The 20219-nt window shown below is 66.6% G+C and carries 18 protein-coding genes; 7 read left to right on the top strand and 11 right to left on the bottom strand.

The window, feature by feature from the left end; translation table 11 throughout:
* Window positions 1–131 precede the first annotated feature (131 nt).
* Window positions 132–1469: a flavin-dependent monooxygenase QhpG gene (qhpG, locus tag G5S35_RS31985; RefSeq protein WP_234774844.1), complete on the bottom strand. Its 1338-nt coding sequence runs from the start codon at window positions 1467–1469 to the stop codon at window positions 132–134.
* 369 nt (window positions 1470–1838) lie between these two features.
* Window positions 1839–3149 (bottom strand): MFS transporter, encoded by a 1311-nt coding sequence (locus G5S35_RS31980; RefSeq protein ID WP_065059046.1) that lies wholly within the window; start codon window positions 3147–3149, stop codon window positions 1839–1841.
* Window positions 3150–3627: 478 nt separating this feature from the next.
* Here G5S35_RS31980 and G5S35_RS31975 point away from each other — a divergent pair, with 478 nt between their 5' ends.
* Entirely contained in the window at window positions 3628–4071 is a 444-nt protein-coding gene (locus tag G5S35_RS31975) for a MarR family winged helix-turn-helix transcriptional regulator (RefSeq protein ID WP_065059047.1), read from the top strand.
* 34 nt (window positions 4072–4105) lie between these two features.
* Here the strand turns inward: G5S35_RS31975 and G5S35_RS31970 are convergent, their stop codons facing one another.
* The 5 genes from G5S35_RS31970 to G5S35_RS31950 form a co-directional block, all read right to left on the bottom strand.
* Complete coding sequence (locus G5S35_RS31970; RefSeq protein WP_183040476.1) at window positions 4106–6424, bottom strand: xanthine dehydrogenase family protein molybdopterin-binding subunit; 2319 nt, start codon at window positions 6422–6424, stop codon at window positions 4106–4108.
* Window positions 6425–6570: 146 nt separating this feature from the next.
* Window positions 6571–7224: an isochorismatase family protein gene (locus tag G5S35_RS31965; RefSeq protein WP_183040475.1), complete on the bottom strand. Its 654-nt coding sequence runs from the start codon at window positions 7222–7224 to the stop codon at window positions 6571–6573.
* 28 nt (window positions 7225–7252) lie between these two features.
* A complete protein-coding gene (locus tag G5S35_RS31960) occupies window positions 7253–8284 on the bottom strand; it encodes a 2,5-dihydroxypyridine 5,6-dioxygenase NicX family protein (protein WP_183040474.1) in 1032 nt (343 codons plus the stop codon).
* A 27-nt stretch (window positions 8285–8311) separates the two neighbouring features.
* Window positions 8312–9175 carry an alpha/beta fold hydrolase gene (locus G5S35_RS31955; RefSeq protein ID WP_183040473.1) on the bottom strand — a complete coding sequence of 288 codons (864 nt, stop codon included), beginning with the start codon at window positions 9173–9175 and terminating at the stop codon, window positions 8312–8314.
* Window positions 9176–9232: 57 nt separating this feature from the next.
* Window positions 9233–9985 (bottom strand): maleate cis-trans isomerase family protein, encoded by a 753-nt coding sequence (locus tag G5S35_RS31950; RefSeq protein WP_065059052.1) that lies wholly within the window; start codon window positions 9983–9985, stop codon window positions 9233–9235.
* Between the two features lie 296 nt (window positions 9986–10281).
* On the opposite strand from G5S35_RS31950, the gene G5S35_RS31945 reads away from it, so the two are divergent.
* From G5S35_RS31945 to G5S35_RS31930, 4 genes are all read left to right on the top strand, one after another.
* Complete coding sequence (locus tag G5S35_RS31945) at window positions 10282–11454, top strand: FAD-dependent monooxygenase (protein ID WP_065059053.1); 1173 nt, start codon at window positions 10282–10284, stop codon at window positions 11452–11454.
* 168 nt (window positions 11455–11622) lie between these two features.
* A complete protein-coding gene (locus G5S35_RS31940) occupies window positions 11623–12153 on the top strand; it encodes a (2Fe-2S)-binding protein (RefSeq protein WP_183040472.1) in 531 nt (176 codons plus the stop codon).
* Window positions 12154–12206: 53 nt separating this feature from the next.
* Window positions 12207–14630: a c-type cytochrome gene (locus G5S35_RS31935; protein ID WP_183040655.1), complete on the top strand. Its 2424-nt coding sequence runs from the start codon at window positions 12207–12209 to the stop codon at window positions 14628–14630.
* A gap of 52 nt (window positions 14631–14682) precedes the next feature.
* Window positions 14683–15708 carry an XdhC family protein gene (locus tag G5S35_RS31930; RefSeq protein WP_183040654.1) on the top strand — a complete coding sequence of 342 codons (1026 nt, stop codon included), beginning with the start codon at window positions 14683–14685 and terminating at the stop codon, window positions 15706–15708.
* Between the two features lie 51 nt (window positions 15709–15759).
* Here G5S35_RS31930 and G5S35_RS31925 read toward each other — a convergent pair whose 3' ends face one another.
* The 3 genes from G5S35_RS31925 to G5S35_RS40095 form a co-directional block, all read right to left on the bottom strand.
* On the bottom strand, window positions 15760–16254 hold the full coding sequence (locus G5S35_RS31925; RefSeq protein ID WP_183040471.1) for a DUF1801 domain-containing protein: 495 nt from the start codon (window positions 16252–16254) through the stop codon (window positions 15760–15762).
* On the bottom strand, window positions 16217–16621 hold the full coding sequence (locus tag G5S35_RS31920; RefSeq protein WP_183040470.1) for a hypothetical protein: 405 nt from the start codon (window positions 16619–16621) through the stop codon (window positions 16217–16219). The genes G5S35_RS31925 and G5S35_RS31920 overlap by 38 nt, the downstream gene beginning before the upstream one ends.
* Window positions 16622–16914: 293 nt before the next feature.
* A complete protein-coding gene (locus G5S35_RS40095) occupies window positions 16915–17046 on the bottom strand; it encodes a hypothetical protein (protein WP_272904524.1) in 132 nt (43 codons plus the stop codon).
* Here G5S35_RS40095 and G5S35_RS31915 point away from each other — a divergent pair.
* Window positions 17045–18451, top strand: a complete 1407-nt coding sequence (locus G5S35_RS31915; protein WP_065059058.1) for a dienelactone hydrolase family protein — start codon at window positions 17045–17047, stop codon at window positions 18449–18451. The two genes, G5S35_RS40095 and G5S35_RS31915, sit on opposite strands and share 2 nt — an antisense overlap.
* 208 nt (window positions 18452–18659) lie before the next feature.
* Entirely contained in the window at window positions 18660–18887 is a 228-nt protein-coding gene (locus tag G5S35_RS31910; RefSeq protein ID WP_065059059.1) for a DUF3079 domain-containing protein, read from the top strand.
* A 50-nt stretch (window positions 18888–18937) separates the two neighbouring features.
* Here the strand turns inward: G5S35_RS31910 and G5S35_RS31905 are convergent, their stop codons facing one another.
* Entirely contained in the window at window positions 18938–20026 is a 1089-nt protein-coding gene (locus G5S35_RS31905) for a DMT family transporter (protein WP_183040469.1), read from the bottom strand.
* Between the last annotated feature and the right edge of the window lie 193 nt (window positions 20027–20219).

The raw sequence follows: 20219 nt of genomic DNA, 5'->3' as shown, positions 1-20219 counted from the left end.
CGTCCGCGAGCTGTGCATGTGCACATTCGCGAAACAAACGCGCGAGACGTTTCAGTTCGCGTGATGAAAATGGCGGAAGCGTGACGCAACGAAAGACCTGAATCACGACACTGAATCGCGACACCGAACCCTCACGCGAAAGGCTGCGGATAGCCGTGCGCGGAAAGCCAGTGGCGCACCATGCGCGCCTGCTCCGCATCGAGCGATTTGAGAACCTGTTCGGCGGGCTGTTTGCGCAAGGCTTCGACGATGGGCGCGAGCGGCACGCCTTGCAAATGCCAGACGCCGAGCGGCTGATCCGGCGTGACGACCACCTCGGCTTCGGCGATCAGATCGCCGTCGATCACGGGCGCGCGTTCGATCACGAGCTGGCTGAAATCGGCGCTCGATTGCGAGGGTTCGTCATCGGGCCAGATGCGGCGCGTTTCCCAGAACGGGCGTAAGGCCCAGCGCAGTTCGAGTGCGTAGATGTCACGTCCGGCGCGCGCGAATCGCGTGAACAACTGTTCGATACGTTGCTGATGAAAGCGCAGCGCAAGCGGCGCGCGTTCGGGGCAGCGCAGCAGCGTGTGGATCACGGCGGGCGCCTGCAAGGCCGTGGACAGCGACTGGAAGATGCCGTTGCCCGCGAGCGGATCGACGGCCATGGCCGCGTCGCCGACGCGCAGCCAGTTGCTTGCGGCCGTGCGTCCGCAGAGCGTGGCCGTGCTGCTGCGCGCGTAGAGACGCGCGTCGGTGTCGGTGTCGCCCGCGAAGAAGTCGCCGGCGAGCGGCGCGTGGCGCATGCGCGCGCAAAACGCGAGCAACTCGTCGCGTTGCGGCAGTTCCGCGCTCGCCACGTCGAGCGTCATTTGCCAGTAACAGCGGCCGTCGGGCAGGCGCGCCATCCACGCCCAGCCGTCCTGGAGACTTTCGACGGCGCAAGCCGCGCGACCGGGCTGGCCGTCCCAGCTATTGAGCAGGCTGAGCGTTTGCGGGCCGCGCGTGGCGTCACGCATGAGGGGCGCGAGTCGCCCGCGCGCTTCGACGAGAAAATCGGCGCGCAGCGAAAGCGGGCCGTCAGCGGTATCGATCATCAGATCGTGGCCGCTCGACGACGATTGCAGCGTCCGCACATTCGCTTCGATCACGTCGACGCCTACGCTGCGCAGGTCGTCGCGCAGCGCCCGGTCGAACGCGCGGCGCTCGACGAGAAACTCTGCGTTAAGCGTTTGCAGGGCACCGTTCCAGAGCGTGGTGCGCGTGCAAGGTCCGATCGCGCAGCTGGCGGCGCGATGCAGATTCGCGTGACGCAAGCCTTCGATGACGCGTGCAGACAGCGACTCGACCGCATCAAAACGGCGCCAGTCGCTGACCACCTGCACAACATAGCCGAGCGTGGCGAGTGCGCGCGCGACGGCGGCGCCCGCGGGCCCCGCGCCGAGCACGACGATGCGCGGCGGGCTGGCGCAATCGATGCTCATCGTCATTCAGCCTGCGTGGGCAGGGGCGTCGACGAAAGGCTGCACACTGTCCCCCGTTGTGAGTGAAGCCGCGCGCCATCGTCGTGGATGGCGCACATGAAAAGGCAATCTGGCATGGATGCCGCGATAAGTCCATCCGGGCAAGGACGCATTTTTCCCGTGGATGCGCGATACATGTGCCGTCGATGCGCGATGCGTATGAACGATCGTGCTCGCACGATTGATGCGTGCTGCTGAATGTTTGCGTCCAATGAAAAACGCATCGCCGCCCGGGGAAAGGCGGCGATGCGTATTCTTCAGACTTCGTGTTGTGTGATACGTCGCGCTTAAAGCGCCAGTTTCAATGCATTCGCACGCGCCACGCCGAGGTTGTCATCAACGGTTGACGACCTGCTTCGGATACGAAAGCGCAAGCGCGCAACCGATCACCATGCACAGGGCGAAACCATAGAGCCCCGCGCTTTGCGAATGGAACGTATCGCGCAGCCAGCCGATGAAATAGGTGCTGCCGAAGCCGCCCAGATTCGCGATCGAGCATGCAAACGCGATGCCGCCTGCCGCCGCCGAGCCCTTGAGAAACGTCGAGGGCAAAGACCATACGACCGGCATGGCCGCCGCCGCGCCCGCGTTCACGAGCGAGAACAGCAGCACGGTCGACAGCGTGCCGTGCGAGCCGCCCGCCGCGACGGCCAGCGCCACGGCCGAAACGAGGAAGGGCACGACGATATGCCAGCGGCGTTCGCGCAGACGGTCCGAACTCGCGCCGCACCAGAGCGTGGCGATCACGGCGGCGGCGTTGGGCACGGCCATCAGCCAGCCGATCGTGTAGGTGTCTTTCACGCCGGTGTCGCGCAGGATCGTCGGCAGCCAGAAACTCACGGCGTAGAGGCCGAGCAGCACGCACAGGTCGATCAGGCCGAGCGCCCACACTTTCGGATCGACGAAGGCTTTGCCGAGCGCGTGACTCTTGCCGCCGGTGGGATCGGCATCGAGATTCGCGCGCAAGGTCTTCTTTTCCTGCGCGTCGAGCCATTTCGCCGATTCGATGTTGTTGGGCAGCCAGCGCAGGATCGCGAGACCGAGCAGCACCGAAGGCAGCGCCTCGATGAAGAACAGCCATTGCCAGCCGCCGAGACCGTGTGCGCCGTCGAAGAAGCGCATGATCCAGCCCGAGATCGGGCTGCCGATCATGCTGGAGAGCGGCAGGCCAACCATGAACAGCGCGACGATGCGCGCGCGCCGTGCATCCGGATACCACTGCGTGAGGTACAGCAGCACGCCGGGCAGGAAGCCCGCTTCGGCCACGCCCAGCAGGAAGCGCACGATGTAGAACTGCATCGGCGTGGTCACGAACATCGTCGCGCCGGACAGAATGCCCCACGTGATCATGATGCGCGCGATCCACAGCTTCGCGCCCACGCGCTGCAGAATCAGGTTGCTCGGCACCTCGAAGAGGATGTAGCCCGCGAAGAACAGGCCGGCGCCGAGACCGTAGATCGTGTCGCTGAACTTGAGCGCGTCGAGCATCTGCAGCTTCGCGAGGCCGATGTTGATCCGGTCCAGGTAGGCCGCGAAATAACACAGACAGAAGATCGTGATGAGGCGGAACGTGACCTTGCGGTATAGCTCGCCGTGTTGGGCGCCGGCAGGTGAAAGTGTGGCGCTGCCGGATTGCACGGTTGACATGGAAGGCTCCCTGGTGGGATGAAGCGGATGGAAGTTAGTCGTCCGATGCGTGCACACATCGAGCGCTCACAGATGACTGTATAGCATGTCAAAATATAAGCGTATACGCTCTAAATATTCTTGCCGATGAAAGCGGATAGGGGTTTTCATCAGGCGTGTCGCTGCGAGGATTTCATCCTGTAAATAAGGTGATTTCGTGCCTTAAAGGTAATCATGTTCGTGCCGGAAGATGGTGCTCATTCAGCACTAAATTTGTGCGAATACGCTCGAATTAGTAGCGTTGACGCTGGATCGAATCGGGCGCGAATCCTGCGTCTCGCGCGCCTTCTGGAACGTTCGTTCGTTTCCGACCCTGCGTCGGCGCGACGAATGCGCGGATGATCGAACGCAAATGGCGAGAAGGTGTGCGTATCGAACGTGAATGTCTAAGGTGTACACTACATTTTTTCGCCAACAAGCCGTTTCGGGCCGAACCTTCATGCCGTCTCCCAAGGACTCATACGACTTCCACGATCAGGTGGGCCATCTGCTGCGCCGCGCCTATCAGCGTCACGTTTCGATCTTCCAGGAAGCCATTCCCGATTCCGACCTCACCGCCGCGCAGTTCGTCACGCTGTGCGCCGTGAAGGAAAAGCAGGGCTGCTCGCTCAACGACATCGTCAAGACCACGGCCATCGACCAGGCCACCATTCGCGGCGTGGTCGAGCGCCTGAAGTCGCGCGCGCTCATCGAAGTGCTGCCCGACCCCAACGACGGCCGCAAGCTGCTCGTCCGCGCCACGCCCGCCGGGCTCGCGCTCATCGAGCGCACGGTGCCGTTCGCGAAGCAGGTGACCGAGCGCACCTACGGCGAACTCAATGCGGGCGAGCGCGTGGCGCTGCTGTTTTTGCTGCGCAAGATGATGGAGTCGGACGGCGAATAAGGTTGTAAATAGCGCGCGATAAGCGGGCGCACGATTAACGCGCGCTCACCGCCTCCGCGTGGCGCGCGCCGAGTAACTGGCCCGCCGCGCGCAAGCCTGCGCGGATCGTGTCGGGCGTGAAGGGCGGCGCGTAGAAGCGCACGCCGGTCGCATCGAAAATCGCATTCGCCAGCGCGGCCGGTCCCGGCACCGAGGCCGACTCGCCCGCGCCCATCGGCGGCTCGCCCTGGCGCGGCATCAGCACCACGTCCACGGCGGGCAGTTCGGGGAAGGTCAGGATGGGGTAGCTGCCCCATTCGCGGCTCGCCACCTTGCCATCGGCGAAGCGTACGCGCTCCTTCAGCGAGCGGCTCAGCACCTGAATCACATTGCCGTGAATCTGATGACGCACGCCGTCCGGATTCACCATCGTGCCCGTGTCCTGACCCACGGTGAGACGCTCCACGCGCACCTCGCCGGTCACGCGGTCCACCACGAGATCGACCACCCACGCCGACCACGCCGCGCCGAAGCCCGGGAAGCGGCTATGCACGTAGCGCGCGTAAGCGATGCCGCGTCCGCGTGCGTGGCGCTCGGTGTCGTTCGGCAACGCGGCGCGTGTCACGCGCGCCTTCCAGCCCGCACGTTGCGCAACCGCTTCGAGCAATTCGGCGGCGCGCGCATCCTGCAGATGACGCAGCCGGAAGTCGAGTGGATCGACGCCGGCTTGCGCCGCGAGTTCGTCGGCGAACGCATCGTGCGCGAATGAATTAGGCAGCGCGGAGACGCCGCGAAACCACGACGAGCGCACGAGCGGCGCGAGATCCTCGCAGACGAAGCGGCGGTTCTCGCTCACATACGGCGAGACAGCCGTGCGATCGCCCATTTCGAACACGCGCGGCTGCTCGCCCGGCACCACGCCGGTGAGCAGCGCGGCGAGCAACGGCGCGTCGTTCGACGGATAGCGCGTGCGAAAGTCGTAGCCCGTCATGCGGCCTTCGCGCGAGACCGTGCCGGTCACTTCGACCACCTGACCCGTACCCTTGGGTTCCCATGCGTGCTCGTCGGCGCGCGTGAGCTGCACGCGCACGGGCGCCTGTACCGCGCGTGAGAGCAGCAGCGCGTCGCCGCAGACGTCGTCGGCGCAATTGCGGCCGTAGCAGCCCGCGGCTTCCATGCGGACGATGTCGATGTCGGCCTCGTCGCGGCCCATGAGCGTCGCGAGGTCGTAGCGCAGCGAGACCGGGTTCTGCGTGCCCGACCACACGGTGATGCGCCCCGCGCCCGGCTCGCGATAATCGGCGAGCGCGCACGACGGTCCGATCGAACCGTGCATCTGATACGGCCACACGTAAGTGCGCGTGAGGGTGAGCGCGCCGGGCGCCGTGCGCGCAGCGTCGACATCGCCTTCTTCGAGCAGCGGGCGGCGCGTGGCCGGCGCGGCGAGGATGGCCGCGCCGGGATCGTCGAGCGAGGGCAGCGCGGGCATCGGCTTCCACGTCACGCGCAACTCGCGCGCCGCGCGGATCGCTTGCTCCTCGCGCTCGCAGACCACGCCGACGAAGTCGCCGCTCACGACCACGGCGCGCAACCCCGGCACATGTGCCACCGATTCGCGATCGACATGTTCGAGCAGCTTGCCGACGAACGCGCCGCTGTCGATGCCGTGATAGGGCGGGCGCACGACGCGGCCGTGCAGCATGCCGGGCACGCGCATGTCGTGCACGAAGGTGAGCGCGCCCGTGGCCTTCGCGGGGATGTCCACGCGCGGCGACGACTTGCCGATCACGCGATACGTCGACGGATCCTTGACCGCGACCTTGAGGTCGAGATCGAGCGCGATGCGGCGGCCCGCGACGAGTTGCGCGAAGCTCACGCGGCGCGTGTCGCCGGGCTTGTCCCCGGTGTTGGCGTGATCGGCATCGGCGAAAAAGACTTCGGCGTTGTCGGTGGCGAGGGCGTCGACGGGCGCGCCGAAGTGCTTCGCCGCGAGTTCGAGCAGCGCGAGGCGCGCCTGCGCCGCCGCGCAACGCAGCGGCGTGGCCGAAATCTGGATCGAGGCGCTCGCGATGGTCGGCCCCTGATTCGGCGTGGCGGCGGTATGACCGAGCTGCATCGCCACGCGCGCGGCGGGCACATCGAGTTCCTCGGCGACGATCTGCGCGAGCGAGGTGCGGATGCCCGTGCCGAGATCGACGTGTCCGTTGAACGCGAGAATGCGGCCGTCGTCGAGCACGGCGACGAACACTTCCGGCACCTCGGGCACGAACGACGAGAGGCTGCCCGGCTGGCCGGGCGCGGGCTTGACGGGCGGTGCGGGCTGGCGCACGACGGTGAGGCAGCTCGCGCGCGCGAGCAGTTCGGAGCGGTTCACGGCAGAGAGTTCCTGTGGCGGCGCGCGTGACGTCGGGCGGGACTTGCGTTGATCGCGTCTTCGCGCGAGCGCGTGTACGTGACGCTACGTCGCCAAAAAACACACGTCAAACGACGAGCGGCGAATGCACGACCAGCGAGCCGCGTTCAGCGCCGCGCGGCCTCGATCGCGGCAATGGCCTCGTCGAGCGGCATCACGGCCGCGTACTTCTGCTGCATGTCGAAGAGGTTGGCTTTGTGCGGCTCGATCGCGCGATCGCCCACGCAATCGGAGAGCACGAGCGGGCGGAAGCCATGCGACATCGCATCGACGACGCTCGCGCGCACGCAGCCGCTCGTCACCGCGCCGGCGACCAGCAGCGTCTGCACCGCGCGCTGCGCGAGCCACGGCGCGAGTTGCGTGCCGAAGAACGCCGAGGGCACGGTCTTGCGCACCACGAGTTCGCCGCGCGCGGGCGTCAGCTCGGGCACGATCGCGCTGTTCGGATGGTCCTCGGTGAGCGTGGCCATGCCCGGCACTTTCAGCGAGAACACGTTGTCGTCGCTGCCGTCGGCCGCGTAGACGATGCGGCTGTGCGCGACCGGCCAGCCCTGTTCGCGTGCGAGCGCGAGCGCGGTTTGCGTGCGGGCGATGGCGGGCGCGATATTGCCGCCGCCGAAGGTGTTCGGGTCCGCGAAGCCCACCACGAAGTCGATGATGAGCAGGCCGATGTTGCCCTTCACGGGCAGCGGCGTGCCGAAACCTTGCTGGCGATAGACGGCGGCTTCGGCGTGATCGCCGTGATGTGCGTGATCGTTCATGTCAGATGTTCTGCGTATGAATGGGCGCTCAGCGCACGATGCGGCCGTCGCGCACGACGGTGTCGTCGTCGAGCTTGACGGTGCAGTTGCGCAGCGGAATGTCGATATGGCAGGTCGTGGTGCGCGAGCCGCCGCCTTCGTTGTTCGGCCCGAGAGAGAACAGGAAGTTGCCTTCGAACGCGCGCGCGTCCATGCCGATGGTCGCCTCGCGATCGTAGAGGCCGAGCGTCGACCAGCGCGCGCGCGGCTGCAAGCCCCAGCCGATGTGCGAGATCGCGTAGCCTTCGGGATCGTTGAACGTTTCCATGTAGTCGCGCAGCAGCGCGGTGTCGACGCCGCCTTCGATCTTCGTCGCGTAGCCGCCTTCGACGGTCAGCACGATCGGCTCCGTCACGTAGCGCTTTTGCGGCAGCAGGATGTCGCCGCGATCGATCACGATGGTGCCGTGCGCGGTGCGGTCGTCAGGATACGTGAGCGCGAAACCGCTCGGCCAGTGATCCCAGCGGCCCGGTTCGTCGACGAAGCCGTATTCGGCGGTCGGACCGAATTCGCCGAGCGGACACACGAGCGCCGTGCCCGCGGGCGAACTCACGCGCATCTCGCGCGCCGCGCCGATTTTTTTCGCGGCGGCCAGCACGCGCTCGCGATCTTCCAGCGTCGGCACGAGACGCGCGAGCACCTCGGGCGGCTCGACGGCGAGCAGGATTTTCGTGCCCGACTTGAGGATGTCGTGCTGCTCGGGCGAAAAGAGCAGCGTCATCAGATCGAGCACGAGATCGCTTGCCTTGAGCGCCGCGATGGCGGCGTGATTGCCCGTGAGCGGCGTGGTGCCGAGCCATGCGAGCGAGTCGCGGCTGAAGGCTTTTTCGCCGTTCACGGGCGGCAGGTCGAGCCGGTTGACGATCGCGCCCATCGACTGCGTGGCGATCAGCGCGCACGCGAGTGTTTGCGCATGCGTGGCGACGCTCGTGAGGATCGTGACGGTCTGGCCGGCTTCGAGGCGCGAGAGCGTGAGCACTTCTTTCCACGCTTCGATCAGTTGATGGTCGCTGACGGGCATCGTGCGTTCTCCGGTGAGCGTTGCGTGTTAAATGGTAACTTCGGCGGTAACAGATTCGGCTTGCTGCGCGAGCGGAGCGCCGAGAAAGTCGCCGAATGCCGCGTAGAAGCCGGCGGCGTTGTCCCACGGAATCATGTGGCCCGCGTCGGGCACGCGCACGTGCTGCAGCGCGGGCGTGGCGCGCTGCAAGTCGGCGACGTCTTCGTCGCGCACCACGTCGCCGCGCCCGGCGGTGATGAGCAGCGCGGGCAGCGTCAGTTGCGCGGCGTCCGCGTGGAAGTCGTCGGTATGGAAGCCCGCGTACGAGGCGAGCACGGCGCGCTCGTCGCAGGTATGCAGCCATTCGGCGCGCAGACGCAGTTCTTCGTCGGTCCACGTGGGGCAGAACGCGCGCATGCCTTCGGCGTCGATGCCCTGACGCGCGAGCGCCATCGAATCGACATACCAGGGCAGCTTGCCCGGATAGTCGCGACGTCCCGGACCCGAGACCGGCGGATCGACGAGTACTACCGATTCGAGCGCGCCGTTCGCCTGCAACGCGGCACGCGCGGCGATGCGCGCGCCCATCGAATGACCGACCAGCGCATAGCGTTCGAGCCCGAGCGCGGCGGCGAGCGCGACCACGTCGGCGGCTTGCGCATCGAGACCGTAATCGAGCGTGGCCGATGCTTCGGAGAGGCCGCGTCCGCGCACGTCGATCACATAGGTGTCGAACGTCGCGCCGAACACCTCGCCGACGAAGCCCCACGTGATGGCCGGACTCGTGATGCCGGGAATGACGATGACCGCGGGCCGCGCGGCGCGTTCGCCTTGCGCGCCGCCGTAGCGCAGATAGTGCTGGCGGATGCCGTTCGCGTGAACGTTCGCGCCGTAGAGAAACGTGCTGGACATGAGGGCTCCGGTTGCGTTACTGCGTGACTACGTGACGGATCGATAAAAGACGGCCGCTCAATACGCGCCCGAAAGCAGCGCGCCCGCGCCCGGTACGATGGGTTCGAGATCGAGTTCGCGCAGCATCGCGTAGGTGGTGGCGATGGCGGCGGTGATCACGGGCTTGCCGGTCATCGCTTCGACTTTCGCGACGGCGGCCAGCGACGGCATCTGCACGCAGGCGGACAACACGATCGCATCGGCATCGGCGTAATCGAGCGTCTTGACGATCTCGGGCAGGCGCGCCGGATCGTGACGGCCGACTTCGAGGTTGTCGGGGATTTCGAGCGCGCGCCAGTCGAGCACTTCGTAGCCTTCGTGCCGGATGTAATCGACCACGAGTTCCGTGAGCGGCTTCATGTACGGCGCGACCACCACGATGCGTTTCGCACCGATCACCTTGAGCGCGTCGACGAGCGCGCCCGCGCTCGTGAGCACCGGCGCGGCCGCGCCGTTCTCCGCCGTGTGCTTCGTGAGACGCGCCTGCGAAACGCGGTGATAGCCGCGGCCCATCGCCATGATCGCGACGAGGCACGCATAACCGAGCACGTCGACGCGCGCATCGGAAAGCTCGACAGCGCAGCGGTCCGACTCCGCATCCATCGCGGCCAGCTCTTCCTTGACGACCTTCTTCATGCGCATGCGGCTCGAATGGAACGTGAAGCGCTCGGGGCGGATCGCTTCGCGCAGACGCAGCATCGCCGGAATCTCGGTTTCCATCGTGGTGTTCGAGCTCGGCACGATCTGGCCGATGCGGTAGGTCTTGCTCATGACGCTCACTCCATTGCAGTTGGGCGGCGACGAAACCCGGCGGGCGCAGGCGTCGTCGAAATCTTGGCAAAGTCTAGTGTGTACGTTTTAAATGTGCAACGTGGAAAATTAATCGTTCACGTGCATTGCTTCATATATAGCGATTTAATGCTGTTTCAGTCCGCGATACGGCCAGGGAAAGTTTCCGCTTGCCGATTTATTTTCTAATGTGTACGCTACATTTCACCTCGGCAGACCTCGAACTCAACCCGACCCGGCGGCGCGTTTGCCGCGTGGGCGCACGACCTGGAGAAATCATGAGCAAACCCCGTATCGCCATCATCGGCGCAGGCCTGGGCGGCGTGGCAGCCGCCGCGCTGATGCAGCGCCGCGGCCACGACGTCCGCCTTTACGAGCAGGCACCCGCGTTTTCGCGTCTCGGCGCGGGCATCCACCTCGGGCCGAACGTCATGAAGATCATGCGTCGCATCGGCTGCGAGGACGCGCTCAACGTCATGGGCTCGCACCCCGATTACTGGTACAGCCGCGACTCGAAAACGGCCGAAGCGATTTCGCAGATTCCGCTCGGCGACTACGCGCTCAAGACCTATGGCGCGAGCTACCTGACCGTGCATCGCGGCGACTTCCACAAGCTGATGACCGACGCCGTCGCGCCGGGCACGATCGCGTTCGGCAAGTGCCTGAGCGCGGTGGAGGATACGGGCAGCGAAGTGCGCCTGACGTTCGCCGACGGCAGCGTGGAAACCGCCGACATCGTGATCGGCGCGGACGGCGTGAACTCGAAGATCCGCGAGCATCTGCTGGGCGCGGAACCGCCGCGTTATACGGGTTATGTCGCGCATCGCGCGGTGTTTTCCGCGTCGCTGCTCGGCAATCGCGCGTACGACATGTGCGTGAAGTGGTGGTCGGAAGACCGTCACATGATGGTCTATTACGTGACCGAGAAGCGCGACGAGTACTACTACGTCACGGGCGTGCCGCAAGCCGAATGGCCCACGGGCGTTTCGATGATGGAAAGCAGCCGCGAGGAAATGCGCGAGGCGTTCGACGGTTATCACCCGGACGTGCTGAATCTGATCGACGTATCGCCGTCGATCACCAAGTGGCCGTTGCTCGAACGCGATCCGCTGCCGCTCTGGAGCCGTGGCCGTCTCGTGCTGCTCGGCGATGCCTGCCATCCGATGAAGCCGCATATGGCGCAAGGCGCGGCGATGGCGATCGAGGATGCGGCCATGCTCACGCGCTGCCTCGACGAAGTGGGCACGACCGATTACGCGGGTGCGTTCGCGCTGTACGAGGCGAACCGGGCCGAGCGCGCGTCGAAGGTGCAACTCGTCTCGCACAACAATACGTGGCTGCGCACGAACGAAGACCCGGCGTGGGTGTTCGCGTACGACGTGTTCAACACGCCGCTCGTCGCGCCGCAGGCGAAGCGCACGCCGAGCGCCAGCGAGGCCGCCACGGCATAACGTGCATCGCGTGGATCACGTGCATCACACGCGTGCGCGCCGAATTTCGGCGGGTTATAACGTCTTGTGCGCGCGTTCGTCGAACGCCGCGCAGGGCGGTGGAGCGGGTTGTAGCCAGTCATACCCTGTGCCACGCAGCCCGTGCTCACCTTAAATTCGAGTCAGTTCATGTTGCATTCCGCTTCCTTCGCGGGGCCGCTCACGCTCGGCGTGAACGGCACGACGCGCACCATCGAGGGCGCTACGCCCGACACGCCGCTGCTCTACATCCTGCGCAACGACTGCGAACTCAACGGTCCGAAGTACGGCTGCGGTCTGGGTCAATGCGGCGCGTGCACGGTGCTCGTCGACGGCCAGCCGACGCGTTCGTGCGTGGTGCCGGTGGCGGCGGCGCGCGAGCGTGAAGTGACGACGCTCGAAGGACTCGGCACGCTCGGCGCGCTGCATCCGGTGCAGCGGGCGTTTATCGACGAACAGGCCGCGCAGTGCGGCTATTGCCTCAACGGCATGATCATGAGCGCGACCGCGCTCCTCGCGCGCAATCCGTCGCCCGATGAAGGCGCGATACGCGACGCGCTGCGCTTCAATCTGTGCCGCTGCGGCACGCATCTGGAGATCGTGCGCGCCGTGAAGCGCGCGGCGCTGTATCTGCAGCAGGCGGATAAAGTAGAAAACGAGCAGGGAAGCGAAGCGCGATGAGCGAGGACGATCCGCAAGGGCTGGCCTTGCGCGCCGATGCGGCGTTGACGGCGATGAACACGGACGCGCACGCGCAGCAATCGGGCACGCTGCGTCGCGCGGATTACGCGTGGCCCGCGCAAGGTCGCGAGGCCGATGCGCAACTGGCCGTCGAAGCACGTCTCGCCGCCGACGGCACGATGACGAAGTGGCATTACCGCGCGCGTCTCGACGCGCAGGCCGAAGCTGAAGCCGTGCATGCGGAAAGCGCGGCGCTGCCGCCGCTGCTGTATCGCCATGTGCAGGCCAGCATCGCCGTGGACGATCCCGCGTGCGCGATTCCCTCGCAGGCGCATGCGTTCGCGCGCGAATCGTTTATCGACGAAATCGCGCACGACGCGCAACGCGATGCAGTCGCGTTGCGTCTCGATCATCTCGACGCGAGCCGCGATGCCGGCGCGCGCGAGGTCATCCGCATGGTCAGCGAGCGGGCGGCGTGGGGCGCGCCGGTGGCCGCCGCTGCGCAACCGGACTCGCCTTGGGTGCGCGGGCGCGGCTTCGCCTTCGATGGCGAACGCGCCGACGAGCACGCACAGCCTTCGACGCTCGCGCTCGATTACGCGGATAAAAGCACGTCGGCGAAATCGCTGAAATCGGTGAAACAGGCGGCAAGCTGGTCCGCATGGGTCGTCGATCTCGACGTCAATCGTGCAACCGGCGATATCGCTGTGCGGCGCGTCGTGGCCGGTCAAGGCGCGGGTACGCCGGATCAGACCGCGCTTACGGGCATGCCCGCATGGCAGATCGAAGAGGCCATCGCGCGCGCAACCGGCGTGCGTCGCCTCGCTCGCGCCACGCACGACGAAACCGGCTCGCCAGCCGGCAATCAGCCTTCGGTTTCGCATGACCTGATCGATTCGCCAATCGATTCGGAATCCGGATTAATTCAGAGTCGCAACGATCAAGACGAAAATCGTATCGATCAGATGAGCGCGCCCGCGGCGGCCGCCATCGCCAATGCGCTCTACGACGCCACGGGTGTGCGTTTTCGCGCGCCGCCGTTCGATCCCGACACGCTGCGCCGCGCGTTTGCGGCGGCCGGTCCGGCCGTGGCGCTCGATGCACCCGCCGCGCAACGCCGTCCCTCGCGCTGGAAACGCTGGCTTGCAGGCGGCGGCATCGGCGGCGTGGCGGGCGGGCTGATCGGCCTCGCGTGCTCGATGCTGTCCGGTCCTGCGTCCATCGCGCCGCTGCCCGCGGGCGCGAACGCCGACGCCTCGGCATGGAGCGCTGCGATGCTCGAACGCGGGCGGCAGATCGCCGTCGCGGGCGATTGCGCCGTGTGCCACACCGCGCCCGGCGGCGCGACCAACGCGGGCGGCTTCGCGCTGGAAACGCCGTTCGGCACCGTCTGGTCGACCAACATCACGCCGGATCGCGAGACCGGCATCGGCGCGTGGACTTACGAAGCGTTCGCGCGCGCGATGCGTCAGGGCATTGCGCGCGACGGCCGTCATCTGTATCCCGCGTTTCCGTACACGTCGTTCGCGCGCATGAGCGACGCCGACATGATGTCGCTCTACGCGTGGCTCATGTCGCAACCGGCCGTGAAGCAGGCCGCGCCCGAAACGAAGCTGCCGTTCCCGATGAATCAGCGCCGCCTCGTGGCGGGCTGGAACTGGCTCTTCCACGACGACGCGCAGTACGCGCCCGATCCGCGACGCTCGGCGCTCTGGAATCGCGGCAAATATCTCGTCGACGGCGCGGGCCATTGCGGCGCGTGCCACACGCCGCGCAACGCGCTCGGCGCGGAAAAGGGTGGCTTCGCCTATCTCGCGGGCGGCAGCGCCGAAGGCTGGGACGCGCCGTCGCTCGTGGCCGCGCACGCGGGCACGAACAGCAAGGTCGGCAAAAGCGGCGCGCCCGTGCCGTGGACCGAAGACGCGCTGTTCGCCTATCTGCGCACGGGTTTTTCGCCGGAGCACGGCGTGGCGGCGGGGCCGATGGCGCCCGTGGTCGCGGGTCTTGCCGACTTGCCGGAATCGGACGTGCGCGCCATCGCGCATTACATCGCGTCGCTGTCGCCGCCGGTCGAAGCGGCCGCCGCCGCGCAGGCCGCCGCTGCACGCGCCTCAGGCGCGAATGCCGATGCGCTCACCACGCTCGGTTTCCAGAACGGCCAGCGCATGTTCGAAGCGGCGTGCGCGGTGTGTCACGCGGCCTCGGGCGGCGTGGGCCATTTCGGCGTGCGTCCGCTGATGGGCCTGAACACGAGCGTGAGCCACGCGAGCCCCGACAATCTGCTGCACGTGCTGATGAACGGCATCGAGCAACCCGCGACCGAAGGGCTCGGCTACATGCCCGGTTTCAAGGACAGTTTCGACGATCGCCAGATGGCTGAACTCGCGGGCTATATCCGCGCGCGTTATGCGCCGGACGAACCCGCGTGGCGCGATCTGGAAAGCGCGTCGGCGCGCGTGCGCGCACAGACGCATTGAGCGGCGCGATCGTCAACGCGCGCAGTATCCCGTGACGGAGGCAGACGTGAGCATGCAGGACGCGGATCGCGAAGTGCTGGAAACGGCGGCGCGCTGGCTGGCGGCGGGCCGCACGGCGTGGCTCTACACGGTGGTGCGCACGTGGGGTTCGTCGCCGCGTCCGCTCGGCTCGCTGATGGCTTTGCGCGACGACGGCCACCTCGTCGGCTCGGTGTCGGGCGGCTGCATCGAGGACGATCTCGTCGAGCGTCTGCGTGCGCAAGGGCCGCCGCGCGCGCGTGCATCGACGCTCGAATATGGACTGAGCGCCGACGAAGCGCATCGCTTCGGCCTGCCTTGCGGCGGCACGATGCGCCTCGCGTGCGAAACGCTCGGCGCGCACAGCCGGCTCGATGCGCTGCTCGCGGCGTTGCGCGAAGGGCAGTTGATGCGCCGCACGCTCGACATGCGCAGCGGCGCGGTGACGCTCGTGCGCGTGCAGTCGCACCCACAGTCACACACGCAGTCAAATGCGCAGTCAAACACGGACGCATTCAGCTTCGACGGCGAGCGCCTGACCACGATGCACGGGCCGTCGTGGCGCCTGTTGCTGATCGGGGCGGGCCAGTTGAGCGAGTACGTGGCGACGATGGCGCTGCCGCTCGGCTATGCGGTGACGGTCTGCGATCCGCGCGAATCGTATCTCGACGACTGGCGCGTGGCCGGTGTCGCGCGCGTGCGCACGATGCCCGACGACACCGTGCTCGCGATGCGCCCCGACGCGCGCATGGCCGTGATCGCGCTCACGCACGATCCCAAGCTCGACGACCTCGCGCTGATGGAAGCGTTGATGACGCCCGCGTTCTACGTCGGCGCGATCGGTTCGCGGCGCAACAGCGCGGCGCGCCGCGAGCGCCTGCAACTGTTCGGCGTGACGCAAGCGGCGCTCGACACGCTGCGTGCGCCGGTCGGTTTGTATCTCGGCGGCAGCACGCCGCCCGAGATCGCGCTGTCGATCGTCGCCGATCTCACGGCGCGTCGGCATCGCGTGCCGGTCGATCGGCTGGCGGATGTGGAGGCGGGCAAGGCGCTGGCTTGAACGACGCGCGAACGTTTTCGAGCGTAGTCGCGTGCCGTCACTCGCACGGCGTTACGCGCCCTTTGTCTTCGCGTTCTTCTTCAAATGCGCGCGGTTGTACTCGATGGCGGCGCGCACGAGCCGCTTGAGCGCGCGGGCGTCGACCTTGTCGCCTTCGGCATAGTCGATGGCGCGCCGCGCGTTGCCTTCGAGTCCCGCATTGAACAGGCCGTCCGGATCGGCGAGGCCCGCGCCGTGCGCGAACGTCACCTTGACCTTGCCCTTGTGCGCGTTCGCGACCGCGATGAGTCCGTCGCACGACCAGGTCGGGCTGCCCATCCATTTCCATTCTTCGACGATGGCCGCGTCGGCGCCGCGCATGCACGCGCGCACGGCGGCGAGCGTGGCGCCGCGCCAGTCGTCGATGCCGGCGATCAGTTCGTCGATGCGGGCGGAGGGATTCGTCGGCGTGGTGGTCGTCGCGTGCGATCCTCGGGCGGATGGAGGTGCCAGTATGCCGCGAAACGCGTTAGCGCTTGCGCCGGGTTTTACGGCGCGGCGCAACATACGTGGCCGCTGCGACGGTCGAGGCGGCCGTCAACAGAATCAGGCTGCCCGCGATGAACGGCGCGAGCTGCGCGTGCACGGCGTCGGGCATCGGCGGCCCGGCGAGTCGTTCGACGCCATAGAGCACGGTCGGAATTTCCCACAGCAGAAACAGCGAGAGGCAATGCACGGCATAGGCCTTGAGCGGCGCGCGGCTCATCAGATAGAGCGAGAACGTGGCGAGCACGATCACGGTCGTGTCGCCCCAATGATGCAGCCGATACCAGTCGGGCAGCCAGTCGATCGCGCCGACGACGCGCAGGCCGAGCAGCCACGTCACGGTGTTGCCCGAAGCGAGGGCGAGGGCGGTTAGAAGCGGGGCCTTCATCGGGCGAATGCGCGAGCGCGGAAATACGAAAAGGCGACGATGTTAGCGGTTCGGTGCGCTCGCCGCCAGCGTAGTCGGCATCGCAACGCAGATAAAGTTGTTAATGCAACTAACGAAGTGAATGAGCTTAAATAAACGCACCTAACGCTACGTTCGATGCGCTCGCCCATCCGTATCAGCGAAGATTGGGTGGATTGGATATTAATCTGGATGCCGAAATAAATTAGATGATCGATGCGCTTGTTATGTCCTTGTAACCTGGCACTGTCCTGGCGTCGTTCAAGCGATTCGCTTCACGCGCTCAAGTTTTCCGCGAACGTGCCGTAGAGCACGGCGTAGCGGAGCGCGGGCTGAAGGATGGCGAGGATGAACGCGATGCGTCCAGCAGCGCCGCGCGCAGCCCGTTCTCGAACCCGATCCACCATGACGTCACGCCTGAAATTCACGGTTTCCCTCGTTCTGATGGCTTTCGTTTGTCTTGCGACGCTGGCGCACGCCGCGTTGCCGACTTACGACCCGGACGTCGAGCCCGCCGCGCCGCTCAACGAAAAGATCCTGCGCGTGCCCGTGCAGGCCTCGCCGCGCGTCAATCTCGAAGTGACCGTGTATATGCCCGCGCAGGGCGGCCCGTTTCCGCTCGCGCTCGTCAATCACGGCGCGTCCGACGATCCGCCGAATGCGCCGCGTGTCGCCGATCAGTTCATCCCGTGGTATTTCCTGTCGCGCGGCTACGCCGTCGCCATGCCGATGATGCGCGGCTTCGCGCAATCGGGCGGCCATATGACGCCGCACGGCTGCAACGTGCTCGCGATCGGCGCGGATGCCGCGAGCGATATCCGCAAGGTGCTCGACGTCGTCAAGACGCTGCCGGGTGTGGACGCGACGCGCATTGTCGTCGCGGGCAAGAGCATGGGCGGCTGGAACACGCTGGTGTTCGGCGCGGCGAATCCGCCTGACGTGAAAGGCCTGCTCAATTTCGCGGGCGGCGTGAAAGAGAGCGATTGCAGCCAGCCCGACGCGAGCCTGATCGCGAGTGCTGCCGAACTTGGCGCGCGCACGCGGCTGCCGTCGATCTGGTTCTACGGCGACAACGATCAGATCTTTTCGAGCGCGACGTGGCACGGCATGTTCAGCCGCTACACGGCGGCGGGCGCGCACGCCGAACTCGTCGATTACGGCGCGTTCCAGAAAGACGCGCACGCGATGACGGCCTCGGGCGCGGGGCTGCCGCTGTGGGTCGAAAAAGCCGATGCGTTTCTCGCGGGCATTGGCCTGCCGGGCCGCGAAGTCGCGCCCGAATATTTGCCGCGCGCGGCGCCGCGGCCGAGCGGTTACGCCTCGCTCGACGACCTGGCGGCCGTGCCGTTCCTGAGCGCGCAGCAGAAGGCGAAGATCTATGCGGGGTTTCTGGCGGCGCCGCTGCCGCGTGCGCTGGCGATCGGCAGCACGGATGCGATCTGGGCGTCGGGCGGTTTCGATCCGGCGCGCACGGCTCTCGCGCGCTGCTGGCAGACCTCGCAGTACTGCCAGATCTATGCGATCGACAAGACCGTGGTCTGGCCGCGCCAGCCGGATGCGCCGCCGCGCACGCAGTTCGCCGCGTTGCAGAACGTGAATGCGGTGCCGTTTTTGCAGCCGCCCGGGCGGCGCGCGTATGAGCAGTATCTGGCGACGGTCCGTCCGCGTGCGTTCGCGATTGCGCCGGACGGCGCGTGGGGCGCGGCTTCGGGCGTCGACGCGATCAGCGAAGCGCTGGTGCGGTGCGGCAACGGCCACGAAGGCTGCCGGATCTATTCGGTCGATGGCGACGTGGTCTGGGCGGGAAAGTGATCGTCGCGTCAAAGTGCAGCTAACTGCCAGTCCCGTCCCGCACCGCCGAATCGGGCGCGCGTGGCGCGGTTATGTTCCACGCGTCGTTTTTGATCTTGTTATTCAGGGTGGAATCGGCGAGAGCTTACTGCGGCAATGCGTCTCTGGAGTGGTTTTGCAGGCGGACTATATTGATTTTTATATCGTCTGGATTGTTTCACGCACCGTCATGGCCAGGAAATTCCCGCTGCATCCTTCGCATCCCGAGCGCGTCTGCTGGGGTTGCGACCGCTATTGCCCCGCCGCGTCGCTCAGTTGCGGCAACGGCTCCAGCCGCACCCAGCATCCCGTCGAACTGCTCGGCGACGACTGGCTCGAATACGGCGATTGGGGCTTTGATACGTCGGACGAGTCGCCTGCAAGTCCATCCACCTTCGAAGCCGCCGCTTCGCGCTGAATCTCAATCTCCCACGCTGGCTGTTTGCGCGCGATTTCACGCGCCTGCGCTCAATGCGAATGCCGGTGATGCACGTCGGGGAAATGCGCGTGCGTATGCGTGAGCGGCAGATGCCGGTGCGCGTGCGTATGCGGCTCGGTGCCGTCCCAGTCGAAATCGTGATCGTGCTGATGATGCGCATCGTGACGATGCCGATGCGTGTGATCGAGCGTGTCGTGCGTGTGTTCGTGCTCGTGACGCTCGCGCACGTGCAGCCAGACGCCGAACGCCATCAGCGCGAGCGCGAGCCAGAACGTGACGGCGGGGCGCTCGGGCCAGATGCCCAGCGAGAGCGCGACGCCGAACAGCGGCGCCACCGAAAAATACGCGCCGGTGCGCGCCGAGCCGAGATTGCGCAGCGCCACCACGAACAGCACGAGACTCACGCCGTAGCCCGCGAAACCCACCGCCATCGCGCCCGCGACGCGCGCGGCGTCGGGCCAGTGCGCGCCGAGCCAGAACGCCACGCCCAGATTCACCGGACCCGCCACGAGGCCCTTGATGCACGCGATGGTCATGGCGTCGTTGGCGGAGACCTTGCGCGTCAGATTATTGTCGATGGCCCAGCACAGGCAGGCCGCCGCCACGAACAGCGCGCCGGGCGCGACGCCCGACGAACCCGTTGAATGCGCGCCCGATCCGTTCCACGACAGCAGCACGCCGCCCGCGACGATGGCGGCCATGCCGAGCGCAATCTGCGTATCGACGTTCTCGCGAAAGCACAGCCAGGCGATCAGCGCGGTGAGCACGCCTTCCAGATTGAGCAGCAGCGAACTCGTGGCGGCAGGCGTGCTGACGAGCCCGAGCATCAGCAACGCGGGCCCGGCGACGCCGCCCGCGGCGATCGCGCCCGCGAGCCACGGCAGTTCGGCGAGACGCAGCGGGGCGTGGTCGGGCGGGGCGTCGGCGGTCCGGCTCAGTCGACTCAAGCGGCGCACCAGCATCGCAACGGCGAGACCCGCGCCGCTGCCGAGATAGAAGAGGCCCGCCACCATGAACGGCGGCATGGCGCCGAGCAGCGCCTTGGCGAGCGGCGTGGCGGCACCGAACAGCGCGGCGGCGAACAGCGCCGTGGCAATGGCGCGATGATGAGGTTTCATGGTCGGGCGAAGGTCGGGACGAGCGGTGCCGGGCGTGTTCGTCCCGCTGAATGTGCGCGGTGGGAGGGGAATTATCGCGCGAATCGCGGGGCGTTGCGTATCGTGGGGGCTTCAAGTCTCACGAATGCACCATGCGGGAATATCGCGAAACGCGCGTCCGCGATGAGCGGCGACAAGCTTCGATAACCCGCGA

The organism is Paraburkholderia tropica, assembly GCF_014171495.1.
GTDB classification, from domain to species: Bacteria; Pseudomonadota; Gammaproteobacteria; order Burkholderiales; family Burkholderiaceae; genus Paraburkholderia; species Paraburkholderia tropica.
This window is presented reverse-complemented; position numbering and strand designations above follow the sequence as displayed.

What these genes read in the sequence shown, in the direction of transcription:
- qhpG (WP_234774844.1), bottom strand. Translation starts at nt 1,469, where the DNA reads ATGACGATGAGCATCGATTGCGCCAGCCCGCCGCGCATCGTCGTGCTC.
- G5S35_RS31975 (WP_065059047.1), top strand. Translation starts at nt 3,628, where the DNA reads ATGCCGTCTCCCAAGGACTCATACGACTTCCACGATCAGGTGGGCCAT.
- G5S35_RS31935 (WP_183040655.1), top strand. Translation starts at nt 12,207, where the DNA reads ATGAACACGGACGCGCACGCGCAGCAATCGGGCACGCTGCGTCGCGCG.
- G5S35_RS31920 (WP_183040470.1), bottom strand. Translation starts at nt 16,621, where the DNA reads ATGAAGGCCCCGCTTCTAACCGCCCTCGCCCTCGCTTCGGGCAACACC.
- G5S35_RS31905 (WP_183040469.1), bottom strand. Translation starts at nt 20,026, where the DNA reads ATGAAACCTCATCATCGCGCCATTGCCACGGCGCTGTTCGCCGCCGCG.
- G5S35_RS31955 (WP_183040473.1), bottom strand. Translation starts at nt 9,175, where the DNA reads ATGTCCAGCACGTTTCTCTACGGCGCGAACGTTCACGCGAACGGCATC.
- G5S35_RS31965 (WP_183040475.1), bottom strand. Translation starts at nt 7,224, where the DNA reads ATGAACGATCACGCACATCACGGCGATCACGCCGAAGCCGCCGTCTAT.
- G5S35_RS31910 (WP_065059059.1), top strand. Translation starts at nt 18,660, where the DNA reads ATGGCCAGGAAATTCCCGCTGCATCCTTCGCATCCCGAGCGCGTCTGC.
- G5S35_RS40095 (WP_272904524.1), bottom strand. Translation starts at nt 17,046, where the DNA reads ATGGTGGATCGGGTTCGAGAACGGGCTGCGCGCGGCGCTGCTGGACGC.
- G5S35_RS31950 (WP_065059052.1), bottom strand. Translation starts at nt 9,985, where the DNA reads ATGAGCAAGACCTACCGCATCGGCCAGATCGTGCCGAGCTCGAACACC.
- G5S35_RS31930 (WP_183040654.1), top strand. Translation starts at nt 14,683, where the DNA reads ATGCAGGACGCGGATCGCGAAGTGCTGGAAACGGCGGCGCGCTGGCTG.
- G5S35_RS31945 (WP_065059053.1), top strand. Translation starts at nt 10,282, where the DNA reads ATGAGCAAACCCCGTATCGCCATCATCGGCGCAGGCCTGGGCGGCGTG.
- G5S35_RS31925 (WP_183040471.1), bottom strand. Translation starts at nt 16,254, where the DNA reads ATGTTGCGCCGCGCCGTAAAACCCGGCGCAAGCGCTAACGCGTTTCGC.
- G5S35_RS31915 (WP_065059058.1), top strand. Translation starts at nt 17,045, where the DNA reads ATGACGTCACGCCTGAAATTCACGGTTTCCCTCGTTCTGATGGCTTTC.
- G5S35_RS31980 (WP_065059046.1), bottom strand. Translation starts at nt 3,149, where the DNA reads ATGTCAACCGTGCAATCCGGCAGCGCCACACTTTCACCTGCCGGCGCC.
- G5S35_RS31960 (WP_183040474.1), bottom strand. Translation starts at nt 8,284, where the DNA reads ATGCCCGTCAGCGACCATCAACTGATCGAAGCGTGGAAAGAAGTGCTC.
- G5S35_RS31940 (WP_183040472.1), top strand. Translation starts at nt 11,623, where the DNA reads ATGTTGCATTCCGCTTCCTTCGCGGGGCCGCTCACGCTCGGCGTGAAC.